This window comes from Methyloversatilis discipulorum (assembly GCF_018780585.1).
Taxonomy (GTDB): Bacteria; Pseudomonadota; Gammaproteobacteria; order Burkholderiales; family Rhodocyclaceae; genus Methyloversatilis; species Methyloversatilis discipulorum_B.
This window is the reverse complement of record NZ_JADMJL010000011.1, coordinates 59,500-75,551: the sequence shown is the minus strand read 5'-3', so window position 1 is coordinate 75,551 and position 16,052 is coordinate 59,500. Positions and strand designations below refer to the sequence as shown.

The 16,052-nt window shown below is 67.1% G+C and carries 13 protein-coding genes; 6 read left to right on the top strand and 7 right to left on the bottom strand.

Annotated elements, in window-relative coordinates; all coding sequences use genetic code 11:
- Together IV112_RS04360 and IV112_RS04355 are read right to left on the bottom strand one after the other, a co-directional pair.
- The gene (locus IV112_RS04360; protein ID WP_304001193.1) at positions 1 to 1,689 is read right to left on the bottom strand and encodes an NAD(P)H-dependent oxidoreductase subunit E; all 1,689 of its coding nucleotides are present in this window, start codon (positions 1,687 to 1,689) and stop codon (positions 1 to 3) included.
- A 98-nt stretch (positions 1,690 to 1,787) separates the two neighbouring features.
- On the bottom strand, positions 1,788 to 2,789 hold the full coding sequence (locus IV112_RS04355; protein ID WP_304001192.1) for an MBL fold metallo-hydrolase: 1,002 nt from the start codon (positions 2,787 to 2,789) through the stop codon (positions 1,788 to 1,790).
- Between the two features lie 108 nt (positions 2,790 to 2,897).
- Between IV112_RS04355 and IV112_RS04350 the strand changes: the two genes are divergently transcribed.
- Entirely contained in the window at positions 2,898 to 3,251 is a 354-nt protein-coding gene (locus IV112_RS04350; protein WP_304001191.1) for a hypothetical protein, read from the top strand.
- A 49-nt stretch (positions 3,252 to 3,300) separates the two neighbouring features.
- Here IV112_RS04350 and IV112_RS04345 read toward each other — a convergent pair whose 3' ends face one another.
- Both IV112_RS04345 and IV112_RS04340 read right to left on the bottom strand, forming a co-directional pair.
- The gene (locus IV112_RS04345; RefSeq protein ID WP_304001190.1) at positions 3,301 to 4,125 is read right to left on the bottom strand and encodes a quinoprotein dehydrogenase-associated SoxYZ-like carrier; all 825 of its coding nucleotides are present in this window, start codon (positions 4,123 to 4,125) and stop codon (positions 3,301 to 3,303) included.
- A gap of 171 nt (positions 4,126 to 4,296) precedes the next feature.
- Entirely contained in the window at positions 4,297 to 5,202 is a 906-nt protein-coding gene (locus IV112_RS04340; protein ID WP_304001189.1) for a quinoprotein relay system zinc metallohydrolase 2, read from the bottom strand.
- A gap of 102 nt (positions 5,203 to 5,304) precedes the next feature.
- On the opposite strand from IV112_RS04340, the gene IV112_RS04335 reads away from it, so the two are divergent.
- The 3 genes from IV112_RS04335 to IV112_RS04325 all read left to right on the top strand — a co-directional run bounded on the left by IV112_RS04335 (position 5,305) and on the right by IV112_RS04325 (position 11,074).
- Entirely contained in the window at positions 5,305 to 6,693 is a 1,389-nt protein-coding gene (locus IV112_RS04335) for a TolC family protein (protein ID WP_304001188.1), read from the top strand.
- Complete coding sequence (locus tag IV112_RS04330; protein WP_304001187.1) at positions 6,690 to 7,736, top strand: hypothetical protein; 1,047 nt, start codon at positions 6,690 to 6,692, stop codon at positions 7,734 to 7,736. The genes IV112_RS04335 and IV112_RS04330 overlap by 4 nt, the downstream gene beginning before the upstream one ends.
- A gap of 173 nt (positions 7,737 to 7,909) precedes the next feature.
- Entirely contained in the window at positions 7,910 to 11,074 is a 3,165-nt protein-coding gene (locus IV112_RS04325) for an efflux RND transporter permease subunit (protein ID WP_304001186.1), read from the top strand.
- A gap of 278 nt (positions 11,075 to 11,352) precedes the next feature.
- Here the strand turns inward: IV112_RS04325 and IV112_RS04320 are convergent, their stop codons facing one another.
- Positions 11,353 to 11,832, bottom strand: a complete 480-nt coding sequence (locus IV112_RS04320; RefSeq protein WP_304001185.1) for a DUF6647 family protein — start codon at positions 11,830 to 11,832, stop codon at positions 11,353 to 11,355.
- Positions 11,833 to 11,924: 92 nt separating this feature from the next.
- On the opposite strand from IV112_RS04320, the gene IV112_RS04315 reads away from it, so the two are divergent.
- Positions 11,925 to 12,368 carry a putative toxin-antitoxin system toxin component, PIN family gene (locus tag IV112_RS04315; protein WP_304001184.1) on the top strand — a complete coding sequence of 148 codons (444 nt, stop codon included), beginning with the start codon at positions 11,925 to 11,927 and terminating at the stop codon, positions 12,366 to 12,368.
- A gap of 170 nt (positions 12,369 to 12,538) precedes the next feature.
- On the top strand, positions 12,539 to 14,746 hold the full coding sequence (locus tag IV112_RS04310) for a TonB-dependent receptor family protein (RefSeq protein ID WP_304001183.1): 2,208 nt from the start codon (positions 12,539 to 12,541) through the stop codon (positions 14,744 to 14,746).
- Here the strand turns inward: IV112_RS04310 and IV112_RS04305 are convergent.
- Positions 14,734 to 15,522 carry a TatD family hydrolase gene (locus tag IV112_RS04305; protein WP_304001182.1) on the bottom strand — a complete coding sequence of 263 codons (789 nt, stop codon included), beginning with the start codon at positions 15,520 to 15,522 and terminating at the stop codon, positions 14,734 to 14,736. The two genes, IV112_RS04310 and IV112_RS04305, sit on opposite strands and share 13 nt — an antisense overlap.
- 125 nt (positions 15,523 to 15,647) lie before the next feature.
- Complete coding sequence (locus IV112_RS04300; RefSeq protein WP_019918139.1) at positions 15,648 to 15,875, bottom strand: glycine zipper 2TM domain-containing protein; 228 nt, start codon at positions 15,873 to 15,875, stop codon at positions 15,648 to 15,650.
- Positions 15,876 to 16,052 lie beyond the last annotated feature (177 nt).

Genomic DNA, 16,052 nt, shown 5'->3' with positions numbered 1-16,052 from the left:
TCACTTGATTTCGTCAGGGAAATACTTGATCACGCAGCGCACCGGGTTCGGTGCCGCCTGCCCGAGACCGCAGATCGACGCATCGACCATGGTCTGCGACAGTTCCTCGACCAGCGCGGTGTCCCACACCGGCTTGTCGATCAGCGTGTTCATCTTCGAGGTGCCGACGCGGCAGGGCGTGCACTGGCCGCAGGACTCGTGCTCGAAGAAGTGCATCATGCTGCGCGCGGCGTCGGTCGCCGTGTCCTTGTCGGACAGGATGATCACCGCGGCCGAACCGATGAAGCAGCCGTGCGGCTGCAGCGTGTCGAAGTCGAGCGGGATGTCGCCCATCGAGGCCGGCAGGATGCCGCCCGAAGCGCCACCCGGCAGGTAGCCGTAGAAGGTGTGGCCGTCGAGCATGCCGCCGCAGTACTCGGCGATCAGCTCCTTGACCGAGATGCCGGCCGGCGCCAGATGCACGCCCGGCTTCTTCACCCGGCCGGACACCGAGAACGAGCGCAGGCCCTTGCGGCCGTTGCGGCCCTGGCTGGAGAACCACTCCGGGCCCTTCTCGACGATGTCGCGCACCCAGAACACGGTTTCCATATTGTGTTCGAGGGTCGGATAGTTGAAGAGGCCGACCTGGGCCACGTACGGCGGACGCAGGCGCGGCATGCCGCGCTTGCCTTCGATCGACTCGATCATCGCCGACTCTTCGCCGCAGATGTAGGCGCCCGCGCCGCGGCGCAGGTGGATGGGCGGCAGCGCACAGGGCGGATCGGCCAGCAGCTTCTTCAGTTCCTTCTGCAGCAGTTCGCGCACATGGGCGTACTCGTCGCGCAGGTAGATATAGACCTCGCCGATGCCGACGCAGTAGGCGGCGATCAGCATGCCTTCGAGGAAGCGGTGCGGGTCGCGTTCGAGGTACCAGCGGTCCTTGAAGGTGCCGGGTTCGCCTTCGTCGATATTCACAGCCATCAGGCGCGGCGCGGCTTCGCTGCGCACGATGCGCCACTTGCGGCCGGCCGGGAAACCAGCGCCGCCGAGACCGCGCAGGCCGGAGTGCTCCATCGCGGTGATCACGGTTTCCGGATCGCGACGACCTTCCACCAGATCACGGAACAGCTGGTAGCCGCCCGCCTTCAGATAGGCCTTGTAGCCGATGTACTTCGGTGCCGGCGCGGTCGTTTCCTTCGCCTTCACCGCCGCCTTGACCGCCGCCTCGGTGGCGCCACCGAGCGCGTTCTGGCCGACCACGACCACCGGTGCCTGTTCGCAGCGACCGACACAGGGCGCCGGAATGACGCGCACCTTGGTGCCGAGGATGCCCGGCAGCTTGTGCAGCAGTTCGTCGGCACCGGCCATCGCGCACGACAGCGTTTCGCAGACGCGCACCGTCAGTTCCGGCGGCGCGGCTTCGCCTTCGCGGACCACGTCGAAGTGGTGATAGAAGGTCGCGACCTCGTACACCTCGGCCTGCGACATCTTCAGCTCCGCCGCCAGGGCAGCCAGATGGCGGGCGTGGACGGCACCGATATTGTCCTGCAGCAGGTGCAGGCACTCGATCAGCAGGTCGCGGCGGCGCGGCATCCTGCCGAGCAGCGCACGGACCTCGTCCACCGCCTGCTGATCAAGCGCGCGCCCCTTGGGCGTCGGCTTGACCATGCGGCGCATCTGTTCCAGCGGGATGGAAAACGGTTCCGACATTTACGGTGATCCTCTTCAGTCAGTTCGTTGTGCGTGACTTCTTCGCTTTTGTCCGCGATGTAGTTTTCGGGGCGCCTGTACCGACGCCCTCGCATTGTTCAGTGCTGTCCTTCTTCCGGTCCTGCGCCCTTGTCCGTCAGTGCGCCGAACTCGCCCTGCTCCCGGTGCAGGTAGGCGAAATGCACGTTCCGCCGGTGCCACACCGAGTACCCGTACCAGTCATTGAAGCCGACGGCCTCGACCTTCTCCAGCGATTCAAGCAGCGACACGCCCTGCTCGAACAGCGTATCGACCTGCGCGATCAGCGTATCGAGGTAGCGACGTGGCGCCTCCAGCACCTCGCGGCCACCCGGTGCACCGTGCGCCGGCACCACCTGCTTCACGTCCATCCGGCCCAGCTGCGCCAGCGCGTCGCGCCAGCCGCGCTCCTGCGCGTTGTACAGATCGGGCAGATAGCGCGCGGCGCCCAGCTCGCCGGCAAAAAGCGTTCCCGTCGCCTCGTCGAGCAGCGCCGTCGCACCGGGCTGGAAGGTGTGGCCGAAATGAAGCAGCTTCAGCCTGCGCGAAACGCCGGGCAGATGGCCCGTGCTTTCAAACACTACCGTCGCCGGTGTCGGTTCGGTACTCGACATCATATTTTCGCCCAGTGCCGCGGTCAGGCGCTCGACACAGGTGTGGCAACTGGCCCGGATGAAGCGGTCTGTTTCAATCTGCGCCGCAACCGGCACACCCCGTGACACAAAAAAACCGTTGCCCAGCACGTGGTCGCCGCCGCCGTACAGATTGACCGCAGCGATCACCGGTTTGCCGAATCGCGATTCGACAAAGGTCTTCAGGTGCTGCGCGAAGCGGTGGCTAGTGCCGGTGCCGATCAGCACCAGACCGCGCGCGTCCTCGATCACGCCGATATTGGTGACGAAGCCGGCGTTTTCGGCCGTCACTTCGAAGGACGGCGCCGGCAGCACGTGCACGCCGTCGGCCAGCGTGCGCACGGTCAGCGCTGGCAAGGTCTGCGCCTGCAGCACCGCCGCGGGCAGGAACCAGAAAATCGCGATGACCGCGCCGCGCAACAAGGAAAGAATCCCGCGAAACTTGGGCATACCGACGGTGGTCTTCAGCGCTGTGCTAGCCTTTTCTGCACCCGACGAGGCCGAGCCACCGAGGTTCGCAGATAACAAGTCCGTCGATAACAATTGAGGAGAACCGGTTTGAACGTCCATCGTTTCCAGATCACTGTCGCCACGCTCGCCGCCCTGCTCGCGCCGGGGCTGGCTTCTGCAGCGAACGACTACCCGACGTCGTCGCGCGTCGAATTCGCGCTCGAATGCCTGCAGACCTATGGCAACAACCACGAATACATCTACAAGTGTTCGTGCCTTATCGACGAGATCGCCGAAAAGCTGAACTACGACGAATACGTCGAACTGTCGAGCTTCAGCCGCTCGTCGGGCATGAGCGGTGAGCGCGGCGGCATGTTCCGCGGCACCGACCAGACCAAGGATGCGGTCAAGAAATACATGGGCATCGTGTCCGAGTCAAAGAAGCGCTGCTTCATCAAGTAATGCCCGTTGCGGCCGGCGTCGCCGGCCGTACACTGCCTGTCCGCGGCGCTCAGCTGCCGCCCTTCATGCCTGGCCGGATGGCCACCGCGCTCTCGAACTTCAGGTCCTTCGAATCGACGATGACCGCCTTCAGTTCGCCCTCGCCCTTGGGCACGAACCAGAAGCGGAAGTTGGGGTTTTCGCTGATCGAGAAATCGACGTCGGCGGTCATCACCGGCTCACCGGCGTAGCTCACCTCGACCCGGCGCACGAAGTGCGGCGGCACGTAGAGGCGCGTCAGCTGGTCCATCGCCAGACCGGAACTGTTCGGGTGACTGATCATCAGCTGTGCCGCGCTCGGCTGACCGGCGACGGCGTCGTCGTCGAGCTTGAGCTTCATCTTGCCCAGGCGCGCCATCGCCTCTTCCTGATCCTTGCCGGCCGGCGCCGAACAGCCGCCCGACGCCTTCACGTAGCGGCGCGCCATATAGACCTTGCCGTCACTGGTTTCGGCCAGCGCGCGCACCCAGCTGTAAGCCTCGATGCGCACCCGCGTCTCGATGTCGGCGCGCCCTGCAATGGGCGAAAAGGTGAAGGTGCCACCGATCGGCGACGGGTTCTCGTCGATCACGAGGTGCACCTTGCTGACATGTACGCCGCCCGGCTGCTGCTTCGTGCGTACCGCCAGCGGCACCACCGCTGCGTCCTCGGCGCGGACTGGTGCCTCCAGTTCGATCACGCTGCCGGCCGTGTCGTCGATCACCGGGCGATCACCGACCAGCAGCGTCTTCACCTTGCCCCAGATCGCCGTGTCGGACCCGTCGTCGGCCGCCTGGACACCGGCGACCCACAGAAAGCCGGCCAGCAGAAAGGCAAGCCTGCGCGAAATACTCATGTTCTTCTCCTCCAGATGGACTGCTCTGCGACGATCAGTCTGACGCCGATCGCTCGATTGTTCTGTAACCCAGGTCGCCTGGCCGCCGTGCACCGACACACGCCGCAGTCGCGGTCAGAAGACCGCTCCTACAGCTTCGATCCTGCGCAGGCGCACAGCGCTCCACCTGCCTCAATCTTCCCACTCCAGTTCGGCGTACGCCGCGGTGACGTTGCGCTTGTGGAACAGGTCGGCCAGCTCCCAATCGCCGACCTGGTCGCGCGCCACCTCGTCTGCCGCCTGCGCCAGTTTGCGGCCGGCCTTGATTGCCGCTCTCGTTTGATCGGCGAGGGCCTGCAGGTAGTTCCCCTGTTTCGCAAACGCATCCCGCCACGCCGGGCCCGCGTCACCGTGACCGGACACGACGCGCTTCACGTCGAGTGCGGCGAGTTGCGCGTTCACCTTGATCCAGCCCAGCAGCTTGCCGTCGACCACCGGCATGTGACCGACAAACAGCAGGTCGCCGGCGAACAGCGTGCCGCTCGTTTCGTCGAGCACGGTGAGGTCGTTGTCGGTGTGCGCGGTCGGCCAGGCGCGCAGACGCAGCACGCGTCCGCCGAGGTCCAGCGTGTCCTCGCCGCTGACCGTGCGCGTCGGGGCGACCAGCTCCAGCCCGCGCCCGGCTTCGCCCATCAGCCGCTCGGCCGAAGCGATGTAGTTGCGACCGCGCGCCGCCAGGGCCGCCGGCAGCTTGGCGTGGCCGACGAATTCCGGCTTGTCGGCGACGAAGGCCTGATTGCCCAGCAGGTGATCCGGGTGCACGTGCGTGTTGATGACGTAGCACACCGGCAGCGCCGTCTTCTGTCGCACGGTCTCGCGCAGCGCGGCACCGACCGCCGGCGATCCGCCGGTGTCGATCACCGCGACGCAGCGACTGCCGACGACGAAACCGAGGTTCGAAATCGCACCGCGGTTGTGAGCATCCTGCTCGGCGGTAACCCCATTGAACACGAACACGCCCGGCGCGAGCTCCTTCATCGGCAGCGTCTCCGCCGCCATCGAAGCGCTCACCGTCAGCGCGATTAGCCCACCCATCATCGACCGCCACAGGCGCCCGGCAACGGCGCTTGCGGATTTGCACTCAACTGTCAGCATCGTTAGCATTCGGCGTCCATACGCGGCCCAGAATAACAAATCAGGATGCAGCGCCTCACCTCACCTCTTCCACTGCTGCTGACGCTTCTGGCCCTGTCCGGTTGTGCCATGCACCACGTGGAGCCGGCGCCGCTGCAGCCCGAAGCGTCGCAATCGGCATTCCGCCAACGCCAGCTGACCGATGCGCAGACGCGCGACTTCCTGGCGCAGCGCAATATGGATGTCGCGCAATGGCCGCCGGCGAAATGGGCGCCCGAGCAACTGGTGCTGGCCGCCCTCGACCGTCACCCGGCCACCGCGCAAGCACGTGCCCGCGCCCAGCTCGCCCGCGCCGAGCTGCAGACCGCCGGCCTGAAGCCGCGCATGTCGCTGGCGCCGGACATCGAACGCACCAACGAACGCGACCCCGGCCAGTCAGCCTGGAGCGTCGGGCTGGCGCTCGACCTCGCCATCACCGGGCAGTCGGTGCGCGAGGCGCGCATAGAACGCGCCCGCCTGCTGGCCGACAGCGCACTGCTCGACGAAGCCGATGCCGCGTGGACGATACGCAGCAACGCGCGCCGCGCACTGCTCGAACTGTGGTCTGCCAGCGAAGAACTGAAACTGCTGGACCGCCTGGTCGTGAGCTGGCTGGACGCGCAGGCGGCGATGCAGAAGCGCTACGAGCTCGGCGCCGCCGACGCGCTCGACCTGACGACGACGCGCACCGCCGCCGCGCAGGCCGAGTCGCGCTACGTGCTGACCGAGCAGCGGCAGATCCGCGCCCGCGGCGAACTGGCGCAGGCGCTCGCCTTGCCGCTGTCGGCGATCGACGCCTTGACGCTCGATTTCGACGAGTTCGAACAGCCGCCGCCGTTGCCCGCCGACGACGCGCTGCGCAGCGCGGTGACGCTGGACCGCATCGATCTGCGCCGCGCGCTGGCTCGCCACGCCGCCGCCGAAGCCGGCCTGCAGGTGGAACTGCGCGCGCAATACCCGGAGATCCGTTTGCAGCCCGGTCTGCTGTGGGACCAGGGCGCGACCGTCTGGAAACTCGGCGCCTCGCTGCCGCTGTTCGCCGCGCAGCGCCAGGCCGGCCCGATCGCCGAAGCCGTCGCACGTCGCGAAATCGCGGCCCAGGACTTCCTGCTGCTGCAATCGCAGGCACTCGCCGCGCTCGACCTCGCGCGCGCCCGGGTCAAGGCCGCCACGCTCGATACCGATGGCGCCGAAGCGGAACACGACGAGGCGCGGCTGCAGTTCACCCGTACCGAACAGCGCTTCACCCGCGGCGACGCCGACCGGCTCGACCGCGTGCTCGCCCTCACCCGCCTGCTCGAAGCCGACATCCGGCTGTTGCAGGCGCGCACCCGCACACTGGCTTCGCGCCTCGCGCTCGAAGACGCCATGCAGCGCCCGCTTGCCACCGGCGCCGCCACGGAAGGACAGCCATGAAAGCACTGACACCGCATCGCGCGATGTTCCTGATGGGTCTGCTCATCATTGCCCTGGTCTGGGCGCTCATCTATTACGCACGCGACGAATGGAAGCTCTACGAAGCGCCGGCCGACGACGACATCGCCGTGCCCTCGCTGGTCGAACGCGACGAGAGCGGCATGAGCAGCGTCAAGCTGACGGCCGCGGCGCAGAAGGCGAGCGGCATCGAAGTCGGCCAGCCGCTGACCGTGCGCGCCGGCACCGAGCGCGAGGCGCAGGCAGCCGTACTCGATGTCGAACCGCTGTTCGCGCTGCGCGCGCAACTGCAGGAAGCGCGTGCCGACATCGCCCGCCTGGCTTCGCAACTGGCCCGCTCGGAGGCGGAGCGCGACCGCATCCAGGCGCTGTACAGCGACGACCGTAACGCGTCGGAGCGCGCATTGCAGACCGCACGCAGCCAGGCCGAACAGGACCGTGGCGCACTGGCCGCTGCGCGCGCCCGCGCCGACGGTCTGCACGCGCGACTGGTGCAGGGCTGGGGTGCACTCGGCGGCACCGCCTCCGGCGAAGCGCCGCGTGAACTGGACAAGCTGGCCGACCGCCGCGCCTCGCTGGTGGCGATCGCCTTGCGCGGCGCCGGCGACGCGCCGCCGACCATGCAGCTGCGCCTGCCCGACGGCGAAGAATCGATCGAGGCGCGGCGCATCGGTCTGGCGCCGCGCAGCCTGGCGCACGCGGCCGGCGAAACCTGGCTGTACAAGACCGAGCGCGTGCTGCCCACCGGCACCCGCCTCGCCGCCCGCGGCGTGACCGGCACCGCGGTGCTGCATCTGGTGCCGAACAGCGCCGTGGTCTGGTACGCCGGCCTGCCGTGGATCTATGTGCGCGACGACGACGAGCCGGAGGAATTCATCCGCCAGGCCCTGCCCGCCGAATCGCAGCGCCCGGACGGCTGGCTCGCGCCGGCACTGGAAGACGACGCACGTGTCGTCACCCGCGGTGCACAGCTGCTGCTGTCGGAAGAGCTGAAGCACACGCTGGCGGACGAGAACGATGACTGAGCGCAGCAGCAGGTCAGAGGACATCCCCGCTCCGGCGCAGCGCCTGTGGGAACGGCCTTGGCCGCGACACGGCCTCGGAATGCCGCACGCGTCGATTCGGGCCGCTGTCGGGGTCAGACGACCCCTCCTGCAGGAGCACGGCTCAGGCGAAGCACAACCGGCAGGGGCGCGCGATGATTGAAGCCATCGTCCGCTTCTCCGTCCGTCGGCCGGGCATCGTGCTGGCGCTCGCGCTGGTGCTGACGATCTACGCGGTCAGCCGCATGGTCGACGCGCGGCTGGATGTGTTCCCGGAGTTCGCGCCGGCGCAGGTGGTGATCCAGACCGAAGCGCCCGGACTGCCGGCCGATCTGGTCGAAACCCGCGTCACCACACCGATCGAGGCGGCGGTGTCCGGCACGCGCGGACTGAAGGAACTGCGTTCGCAGTCCATTCCCGGCCTGTCGGTGGTGACCGTCATCTTCGACGAGAAGTCCGACCTGTTCCGCAACCGCCAGCTGGTCGCTGAACGACTGGGGACGCTGGGCGCACTGCTGCCCGCCGGTGTCACACCGGTCATCACGCCGCTGACCTCGTCGGCGTCGACACTGCTCGGCGTCGGCCTCACGTCGGACAAGCGCAACCTGATGGACATGCGCTATCTGGTCGATTCCGTCGTGCGCCCTCACCTGCTGGCGGTGCAGGGCGTGGCCGACGTGAATGTGTTCGGCGGCGATGTACGGCAATGGCAGATACAGCTCGACCCGGCCCGCCTGCGCGCGCTCGGCGTCACGCTGGCCGACGTCGAGACGGCGGCGCGCAGCGCCGCGACAGTCGCCGGTGCCGGCTTCGTCGAGAACGACAATCAGCGCCTGCTGATCGCCATCGACGCCACCCCCTCGACCGCGCGCAGCCTGGAACAGCTGACCGTGACGCTGCCCGACGGCCGTTCGCTGGCGCTGGGCGACATCGGACGCGTGCGCGAGGCGCCCGGTCCGGCCATCAGTGCGGCGCAGATCAATGGCACGCCGGGCGTGTTCATGATGGTGCAGGGTCAGCTCGGCGCCGACACGCTGGGTGTGACGCTCGAACTTGAGAAGGCACTGGCCGATCTGGCGCCGCTGCTCGAACGCGAACAGCTGGTACTGCACCCGGCGCTGTTCCGGCCGGCCAACTTCATTCAGACCGCACTCGGCAACGTGCGCGCGGACGTGATCATCGGCGCCTCGCTGGTCATCGTCGTACTCTTCCTCTTCCTCTACAACCTGCGCACCGCCTTCATCTCGGCGGTGGCGATTCCGCTGTCGCTGCTGGCGGCCGTGCTGGTGATGCTGGAAACCGGTGCCAGTCTGAACATCATGGTGCTGGGCGGGCTGGCGATCGCGCTCGGTGAGGTGGTGGACGACGCCATCATCGATTGCGAGAACATTTACCGCCGCCTGCGCGAGAACCGGCACAAGGGCTCGCCGGTGCCGACCTGGAAGGTGGTGTTCGACGCGTCGATGGAGGTGCGCAGCTCGGTGGTCTACGCCACCTTCATCGTGGCGCTGGTGTTCGTGCCGCTGCTCACGCTGTCGGGCGTTGCGGGCAAGCTGTTCGCACCGCTGGGCACCGCCTACATCCTGGCCATCCTCGCCTCGCTGGTGGTGGCGCTGACCGTGACGCCGGCGATGAGCTGGCTCATGCTCGGTCAGCGCGAACTGCCGGACGACGACCCGCCGCTGATCCGCTGGCTGCGCCCGCGCTACGAGCGCACGCTGCGCGCGATCGAACGCCGGCCGCACGGCCTGGTCGCGGGCGTCATGTTCATGCTGGCCGGCGGCATCGGCGTGCTGCCGCTGTTCGGTGGCGAATTCATCCCGCCGCTGCGCGAAGGTCACTACATCGTGCACCTGTCGACCATCCCGGGCACTGCGCCGGGCGAGGTTTTGCGCGTAGGTCAGCGGGTGACCGAGAAGATTCTCGAGATCGACGGCGTGAAGTCGGTCGCGCAGTGGGTGGGCCGCGCACAGAACGGCGCCGATCCTTTCGGTCCGCACTACAGCGAAGTCGAGATCGAGATCGGTCCGCTGCCGGCGAAGGAGCAGGAGCGCATCCTGGCCGACATCCGGCGCACCGTCACCGGCGACGATGGCGACGAGGACCGCTCGGACGAGGAAGCGCAGAACACCGTCGGCTTCCCCGGCCTCGCCTTTTCGGTGAACACCTTCCTGACCGAACGCATCGGCGAGACCGAATCCGGTTTCCCGGCGACGCTCGTGGTGCAGGTGTTCGGCACCAATCTCGACCGGCTGGACGCCGATGCCAGCGCCGTCGCGGCTGCGCTGTCGCGGGTCAAGGGCGCGACCGACGTGCAGGTGCTGGCGCCGCCGGGTACGCCGGAAATCGTCGTGCGGCCGCGGCTGGACAAGCTCGCGGTGTGGCGCCTGTCGCCGGAGGATGTGCTGGCGGCGGCGCAGACCGCCTTTGCCGGACGCCGGGTGAGCGAGGTCTATCGCGGCACGCTGGCGACACCGCTGGTGGTGACATTGGATCCCGACCACCGCCGCTCGCCGACCGAAGTCGGCCGCCTGCCGCTGCGCACGCCCGACGGTCGGCTGATCGAACTGCGCGACGTGGCCGACATCGCGATCGAGAACGGGCGCTACAAGATCCTGCACTCCGGCGGCAAGCGCGTGCAGACCATCACCGCCAACCTCGCCGCCGGGCACGATCTGGGCCGCTTCAGCGACGACGTGCAGCGGGCGCTGCGCGAGGACGTGAAGCTGAATCCGGGCAGCTATTACAAGGTGACCGGTGCGGCCGAGGCACAGGCCCAGGCCCGGCGCGAGCTGGTCACCCACTCGCTGCTCGCCGCCGCCGCCATCGCCGTGCTGCTGATGCTGGCCTTCACCAGCCTGCGCAACCTGATGATCACCTTCGTGAACCTGCCGTTCGCGCTGATCGGCGGCATCCTCGCCGCGCTGGCCGGTGGCGGCTGGCTGTCGCTTGGCTCGGTGGTCGGCTTCGTCACGCTGTTCGGCATCACGTTGCGCAACTCCATCATGCTGGCGTCGCACTACCAGCATCTGGTCGAGCAGGAAGGCCACCGCTGGAACGTCGATACCGCCATCCTCGGCGCCACCGAGCGCCTGCCGTCCATCCTGATGACGGCACTGGTGACCGGTCTCGGCCTGATGCCGCTGGTGATCGGCTCGGGCGAGCCCGGCCGCGAGATCGAGGGCCCGATGGCCGCCATCATCGTCGGCGGTCTGGCCACCTCGACCATCCTGAACCTGTTGGTGCTGCCGACGCTGCTGCTGCACTATGGGCGTTTCGAGCCCAAGGACGAGGACCGCAGCGAGGCGAAGTCTCGGTAGGCCACTCCTGTCGCCACGGCCCTGTCGCGGCCAAGGCCGCTCCCACAATGGAACTGCGCCTGCTCCGCGACCTGAGCCTGAGTCAGGGTTCTGTGGAAGGGGTCCTCTGACCCCGACAGCGGCCTGTATCAACGCCCGCGAACCTCAGCAGCAGCGTCGCGGCCAAGGCCTCTCCCACAAGGGGAACGCATTAGCGCCGAGACCCGAGCGTGAGCAAGGGTTCGGTGGGAGGGAGCTTGCTCGCGATTGCAACCTCGATCGAAGCCGTACCGATCGCGCTACTTCACGATCAGCGGATCGATCATGATGTCGCGCGTGAAGAAGGTGTTCTGCTCGCCCGCACAGCTCATGAAGCCGAGCGCCTCGCCGAAGCGCAGGAACTGCCCCTCGCGCTTCAGGTAGGCGTTCTGCGCCTGGTAGGCCTCGGTTTCGGTCTTCAGCGTGGTCGGGCAGTCAGCGAAGATGGCGTCGCCGCGGGCCTTGTGCTGCAGCACATGCACCAGTTCATGCAGCAGGAAGGAATTGTCGGCGGCGTTCTCGAGGTCGAGCGTATCGCGCAGGTAGATGACGTAGTGCTCGGTCTCGAAGGTGGCCGCGATATTGGTGCAGCCGGCCGCTGCCTCGGGACAGACCGCCTTCGCCAGTTCGGCTTCCGTCAGCACCTGCACCGGCGGCAGCGCGTCGACCGGAATGGGCGGATAGCCGGACAGCTTGGCTGCGAGGTCGACCAGAAAGGCCAGCAGTTCCTGCGAAACCATGACGCACCTCCTTCCGCCGATGCGCAACAGACCGCGCGCCGGGCGGAAACGTTCGCCGCGGCGACGCTGAAGCCCTACACTGCGCGCCGATCATGAAGGACATCGTGAAGCACATCGTTCTCGACACCAACGCGGTACTCGACCTGCTGCTGTGGCACAACGCCGAACTGGACTGCGTGGCACAGGCGCTGGCCGACGGCCGCGCGCGGCTGTCGTGCGACGAAGCCTGCCTGCGCGAACTGCGCACCGTGCTGCGCTACGACAAGTTCGGCCTCGACGACGAGGCCGCCGCCCGCCTGTACGCCGACTACCTCGCACGGATCGAACTGCATCCGCTGCCTGAGCAGCCCGATACATCGCTGCCGCGCTGCCGGGATCGCGAGGACCAGAAGTTTTTCGACCTCGCCGTGCGCAGTGGCGCCGACCTGCTGGTATCGCGCGACCGCGCCGTGCTGCGCCTTGGCCGGCACCGGCTGTGCCCGTCGACGTTGAAGGTGGTGGCACCGCCCGCGCTCGCCGTCCTGCTGGCGCGCTGAACCTGGCGTCGGCACCCGGCCAGCCGGTTCAAGTTTTTCGTGAGGCTTTGTAAGCAGCGGCTGCCTATACTCGCGCCCGTTCGATCAGGCGCGCACAGACGCGCCGCGCATCCGAGACAGCAGGCCCGCGCAATTGCGCCCGGCCGTAGACACCCAGAGAGAGACCTCCAATGACAACCGTGCTCCGCCACACCCCGATTGCCCTCGCCCTTGCGCTGATGGGTCACACCGCGCTGGCCGCTCCGCCCATCCTCGCCCCGACGGTGGTCATCACCGGTACCCGGGTCGAGCAGAATTCCTTCGACCTGCCGATGGCCATCGATTCGATCGATGCAGCAACCATCCAGGAGCAGCGCGCGACGGTGAACCTGTCCGAAGTGATCAACCGCGTACCCGGCGTGGCCGCTGCCGGCAAGGAGAACTACACCCAGGAACAGTCGCTCACCATCCGCGGCTTCGGTGCGCGCTCAGCCTTCGGTGTGCGCGGCGTGAAGCTGTTCGCCGACGGCATTCCGGCCAGCACGCCGGACGGCCAGGGCGGTACCGGCCTTTTCGACCTCGCCTCGGCCAACCGCATCGAAGTGCTGCGCGGCCCTTTCTCGGCGCTGTACGGCAACCACTCGGGTGGCGTGGTGCAGGTGTTTACCGAGGACGGCCCGGAGCGCTTTACGATGACGCCCAGCTTCCAGTTCGGCAGCTACGACACGGCCCGCTATGGACTGAAATTCGGCGACACCATCGGCATTTTCAACTACACCGCCAGCGTGTCGCACTTCCGCACCGACGGCTACCGCGCCTACAGCGAGTCCGACAAGGACCAGGCGAACTTCAAGGCGAAGTGGCGTCTGAGCGACAACGCGACGTTAACCGTGGTGGGCAACTACATGCACCAGCAGGGCCAGGACCCGCTCGGCCTGACCTTCGCCCAACTTAACGACAATCGTCGTCAGCAGGGCACGTCCAACCGCAATCTGGCCGGCAATCCGGGAACCGCTTCCTTCTACGGCACCCGCCGCACGCTTGAGAACACCCAGGGTGGTGCCGTGTTCGAGGCGCAGCTGACCGAACGCGATTCGCTGCGCGCGATGTTCTACCTCGGCAACCGGAACAACGAGCAGTACCTTGCACTAAACGCCGGCACACAGGACAACGTGACTGCTTCGGGCGGCGTGTCAGCGTTCGATCGCGATTACTGGGGTACCAACCTGCGCTGGACCCGCAAGTACGAGAAGGTCACCTTCAGTCTCGGCGCCGAGTACGAGCGCGCCGACGAACACCGTCGTGGCTATCGCAACGGCGAAACGAAGAGTGGGGCACAGGCGCTGAGCACCGTGTTCGGCTTCCGCGGCGATCTGAAGCGTGACGAGAACAACGTGGCCGAGCAGTCAGGCGCCTTCTTCCAGGGCGAATGGGCGGCCACCGACACCGTCCTGCTGTCCGGTGGCCTGCGCTACACCAAGCTCGACTTCAAGTCGCGCGACCACTTCGTCTGCAACGGCGGCTGCTCCGGCACGACGAACGCCGCCGGCGTGAACCCGGATGACAGCGGTTCGGTCTCCTACAGCGACTGGACCTCGGCCCTCGGCGCGGTGTGGAAAGTCACCCAGACCACCAACCTTTACGCCAACGCCGGCCGCAGCTTCGAGGCGCCGACGCTGATCGAACTGGCATATCGTCCGGATGGCGGCAGCGGTCTGAACTTCGATCTCAAGCCGTCGACCAGCAACCAGTATGAGGTCGGCGTGAAGACTTTCCTGAACGATTCGACTCGCCTTGACGCCGCTGCCTTTTACATCGATTCGTCCGACGAGATCGTCATCCGCAGCAACGAGAACGGCCGTGCGGTGTACCAGAACGCCGGTGACACCTCGCGTCGTGGCATCGAGTTAGCGCTCGATTCGCGGCTCACCCGTGACGTTGGCGCATACGCCTCGCTAACCTTCATCAAGGCCGAGTTCGACGATGCTTTCCGCACCTGTCTCGCCACCCCCTGCGCACCGGGACAGGCAGTCACCGTGAGCGACGGCAACCGCATCGCCGGCATTGCCAACAAGTCCTTCTACGGCGAAGTGACCTACAAGCACGATCCGTGGGGCTTCAAGAGCGCACTGGAGTACCGCGCCAGCGGACGCATGTTCGGTGACGACACCAACGACGTTCGTGTCGGTGGTTATGGCGTTGCGGCGATTCGCGCCGGCTTCACGCAGAAGGTGAAGGGCTGGACGCTGAACGAGTTCGCGCGCATCGACAACCTGTTCGACAAGGACTACGTAGGCTCGGTGTACATCAACGCAGGTAACGCGCTGACCGGCCGCTACTACGCCCCGGCCGCAGAACGCACCTGGCTGATCGGCCTGTCCGCGTCCTACTCGATGTAAGCGCTCGCCAGCCGGGGCAGCACGCGCAGCGCGTTGGCCCCGGTGGCGGCAACCAGTTCGTCGGTCGCAATGCCCCGGATGCCGGCGATCACCTGCGCGATGCGCGGGAGATGGGCCGGCTCGTTGCGTTCACCGGCGGCGAATTCCGGCGGGATGTCCGGTGCATCGGTTTCGAGCACGATGGATTCAAGCGGCAGTTCGGTCACCAGACGGCGCAGATTCAGTGCGCGCTGCCAGGTCACCGCTCCGCCGAAGCCGAGCGCGAAGCCCAGCTTGATGAATTCGTCGGCCTGCTGACGGCTGCCGTTGAAGGCATGGGCGATGCCGCCCGGCCCGTTGCGGCCGAACACGGCGCGCAGGTGCTTGAGTATCCGGTCCTGACTGCGCCGCACATGCAACAGCACCGGCAGGCCGCGTTCGCGCGCGAGCTTCAGCTGGGCGACGAAGTACCACTCCTGCAGTTCGGGATCGATGTCGGTGACGAAGAAATCGAGACCGATCTCGCCTACGGCGAGGACGTCATGAGCATCCAGTTCCATCGCCAGCCGGTCCAGATCGTCGGGTCGCGCGGCCGGCACGAAGAGCGGATGGATGCCCAATGCAAAGCGCAGATCCGCCTGCCCGTCACACAGTGCCCTCACCCGGCCGAAACCGTCACGGTCGACGGCCGGCAGCACCATGCAGCCGACGCCGGCAGCGCGCGCGCGCGCGATCATCGCGCTGCGGTCAGCGTCGAATTCAAAGGCATCGAGGTGGCAGTGGGTATCGATCAGCATGATCGGTCGTGGTAAGCGGATCCGGTCAGCATAGCGCTGCTCAGCCCAGCCAGGAAACGACAAGGGCCGGCGGCGCACCTGTGCACCACCGGCCCCGGAGCGGGACTGACTTTCGCCTCGCTCGTTCAGCGCTTCTTCTTGCCCATCTCGTTACCGATGGCGCCACCAACGATGGCACCACCCACGGTACCGACAGTGCTGCCGCCGGTCAGCACGGAGCCGGCGACACCACCGGCCGCGGCACCTATCATCGCGTTGCTTTCGCTGCGGCTCATACCGGCACAGCCAGTCGTCAGGGCAGCCAGCACGGCCACGATGGATACGGTCTTGAGGGTATGGATCGGCGTTTTCATCGCGTTTCTCCGCAGTCATTGATCGGTCAGCACGCGATGTCGATCGCTCGCGGCTTGATCTGAAGTCTAGGGAGCGATGCGCTGTCGCGCGGTAGGCCGGCAACGAAGCGATCTGTCGGCGGAATCCGACGGCTGGCGGGCGTTGCGCGCGGAAGCCGAGCCGGCTGATCGCCCGCA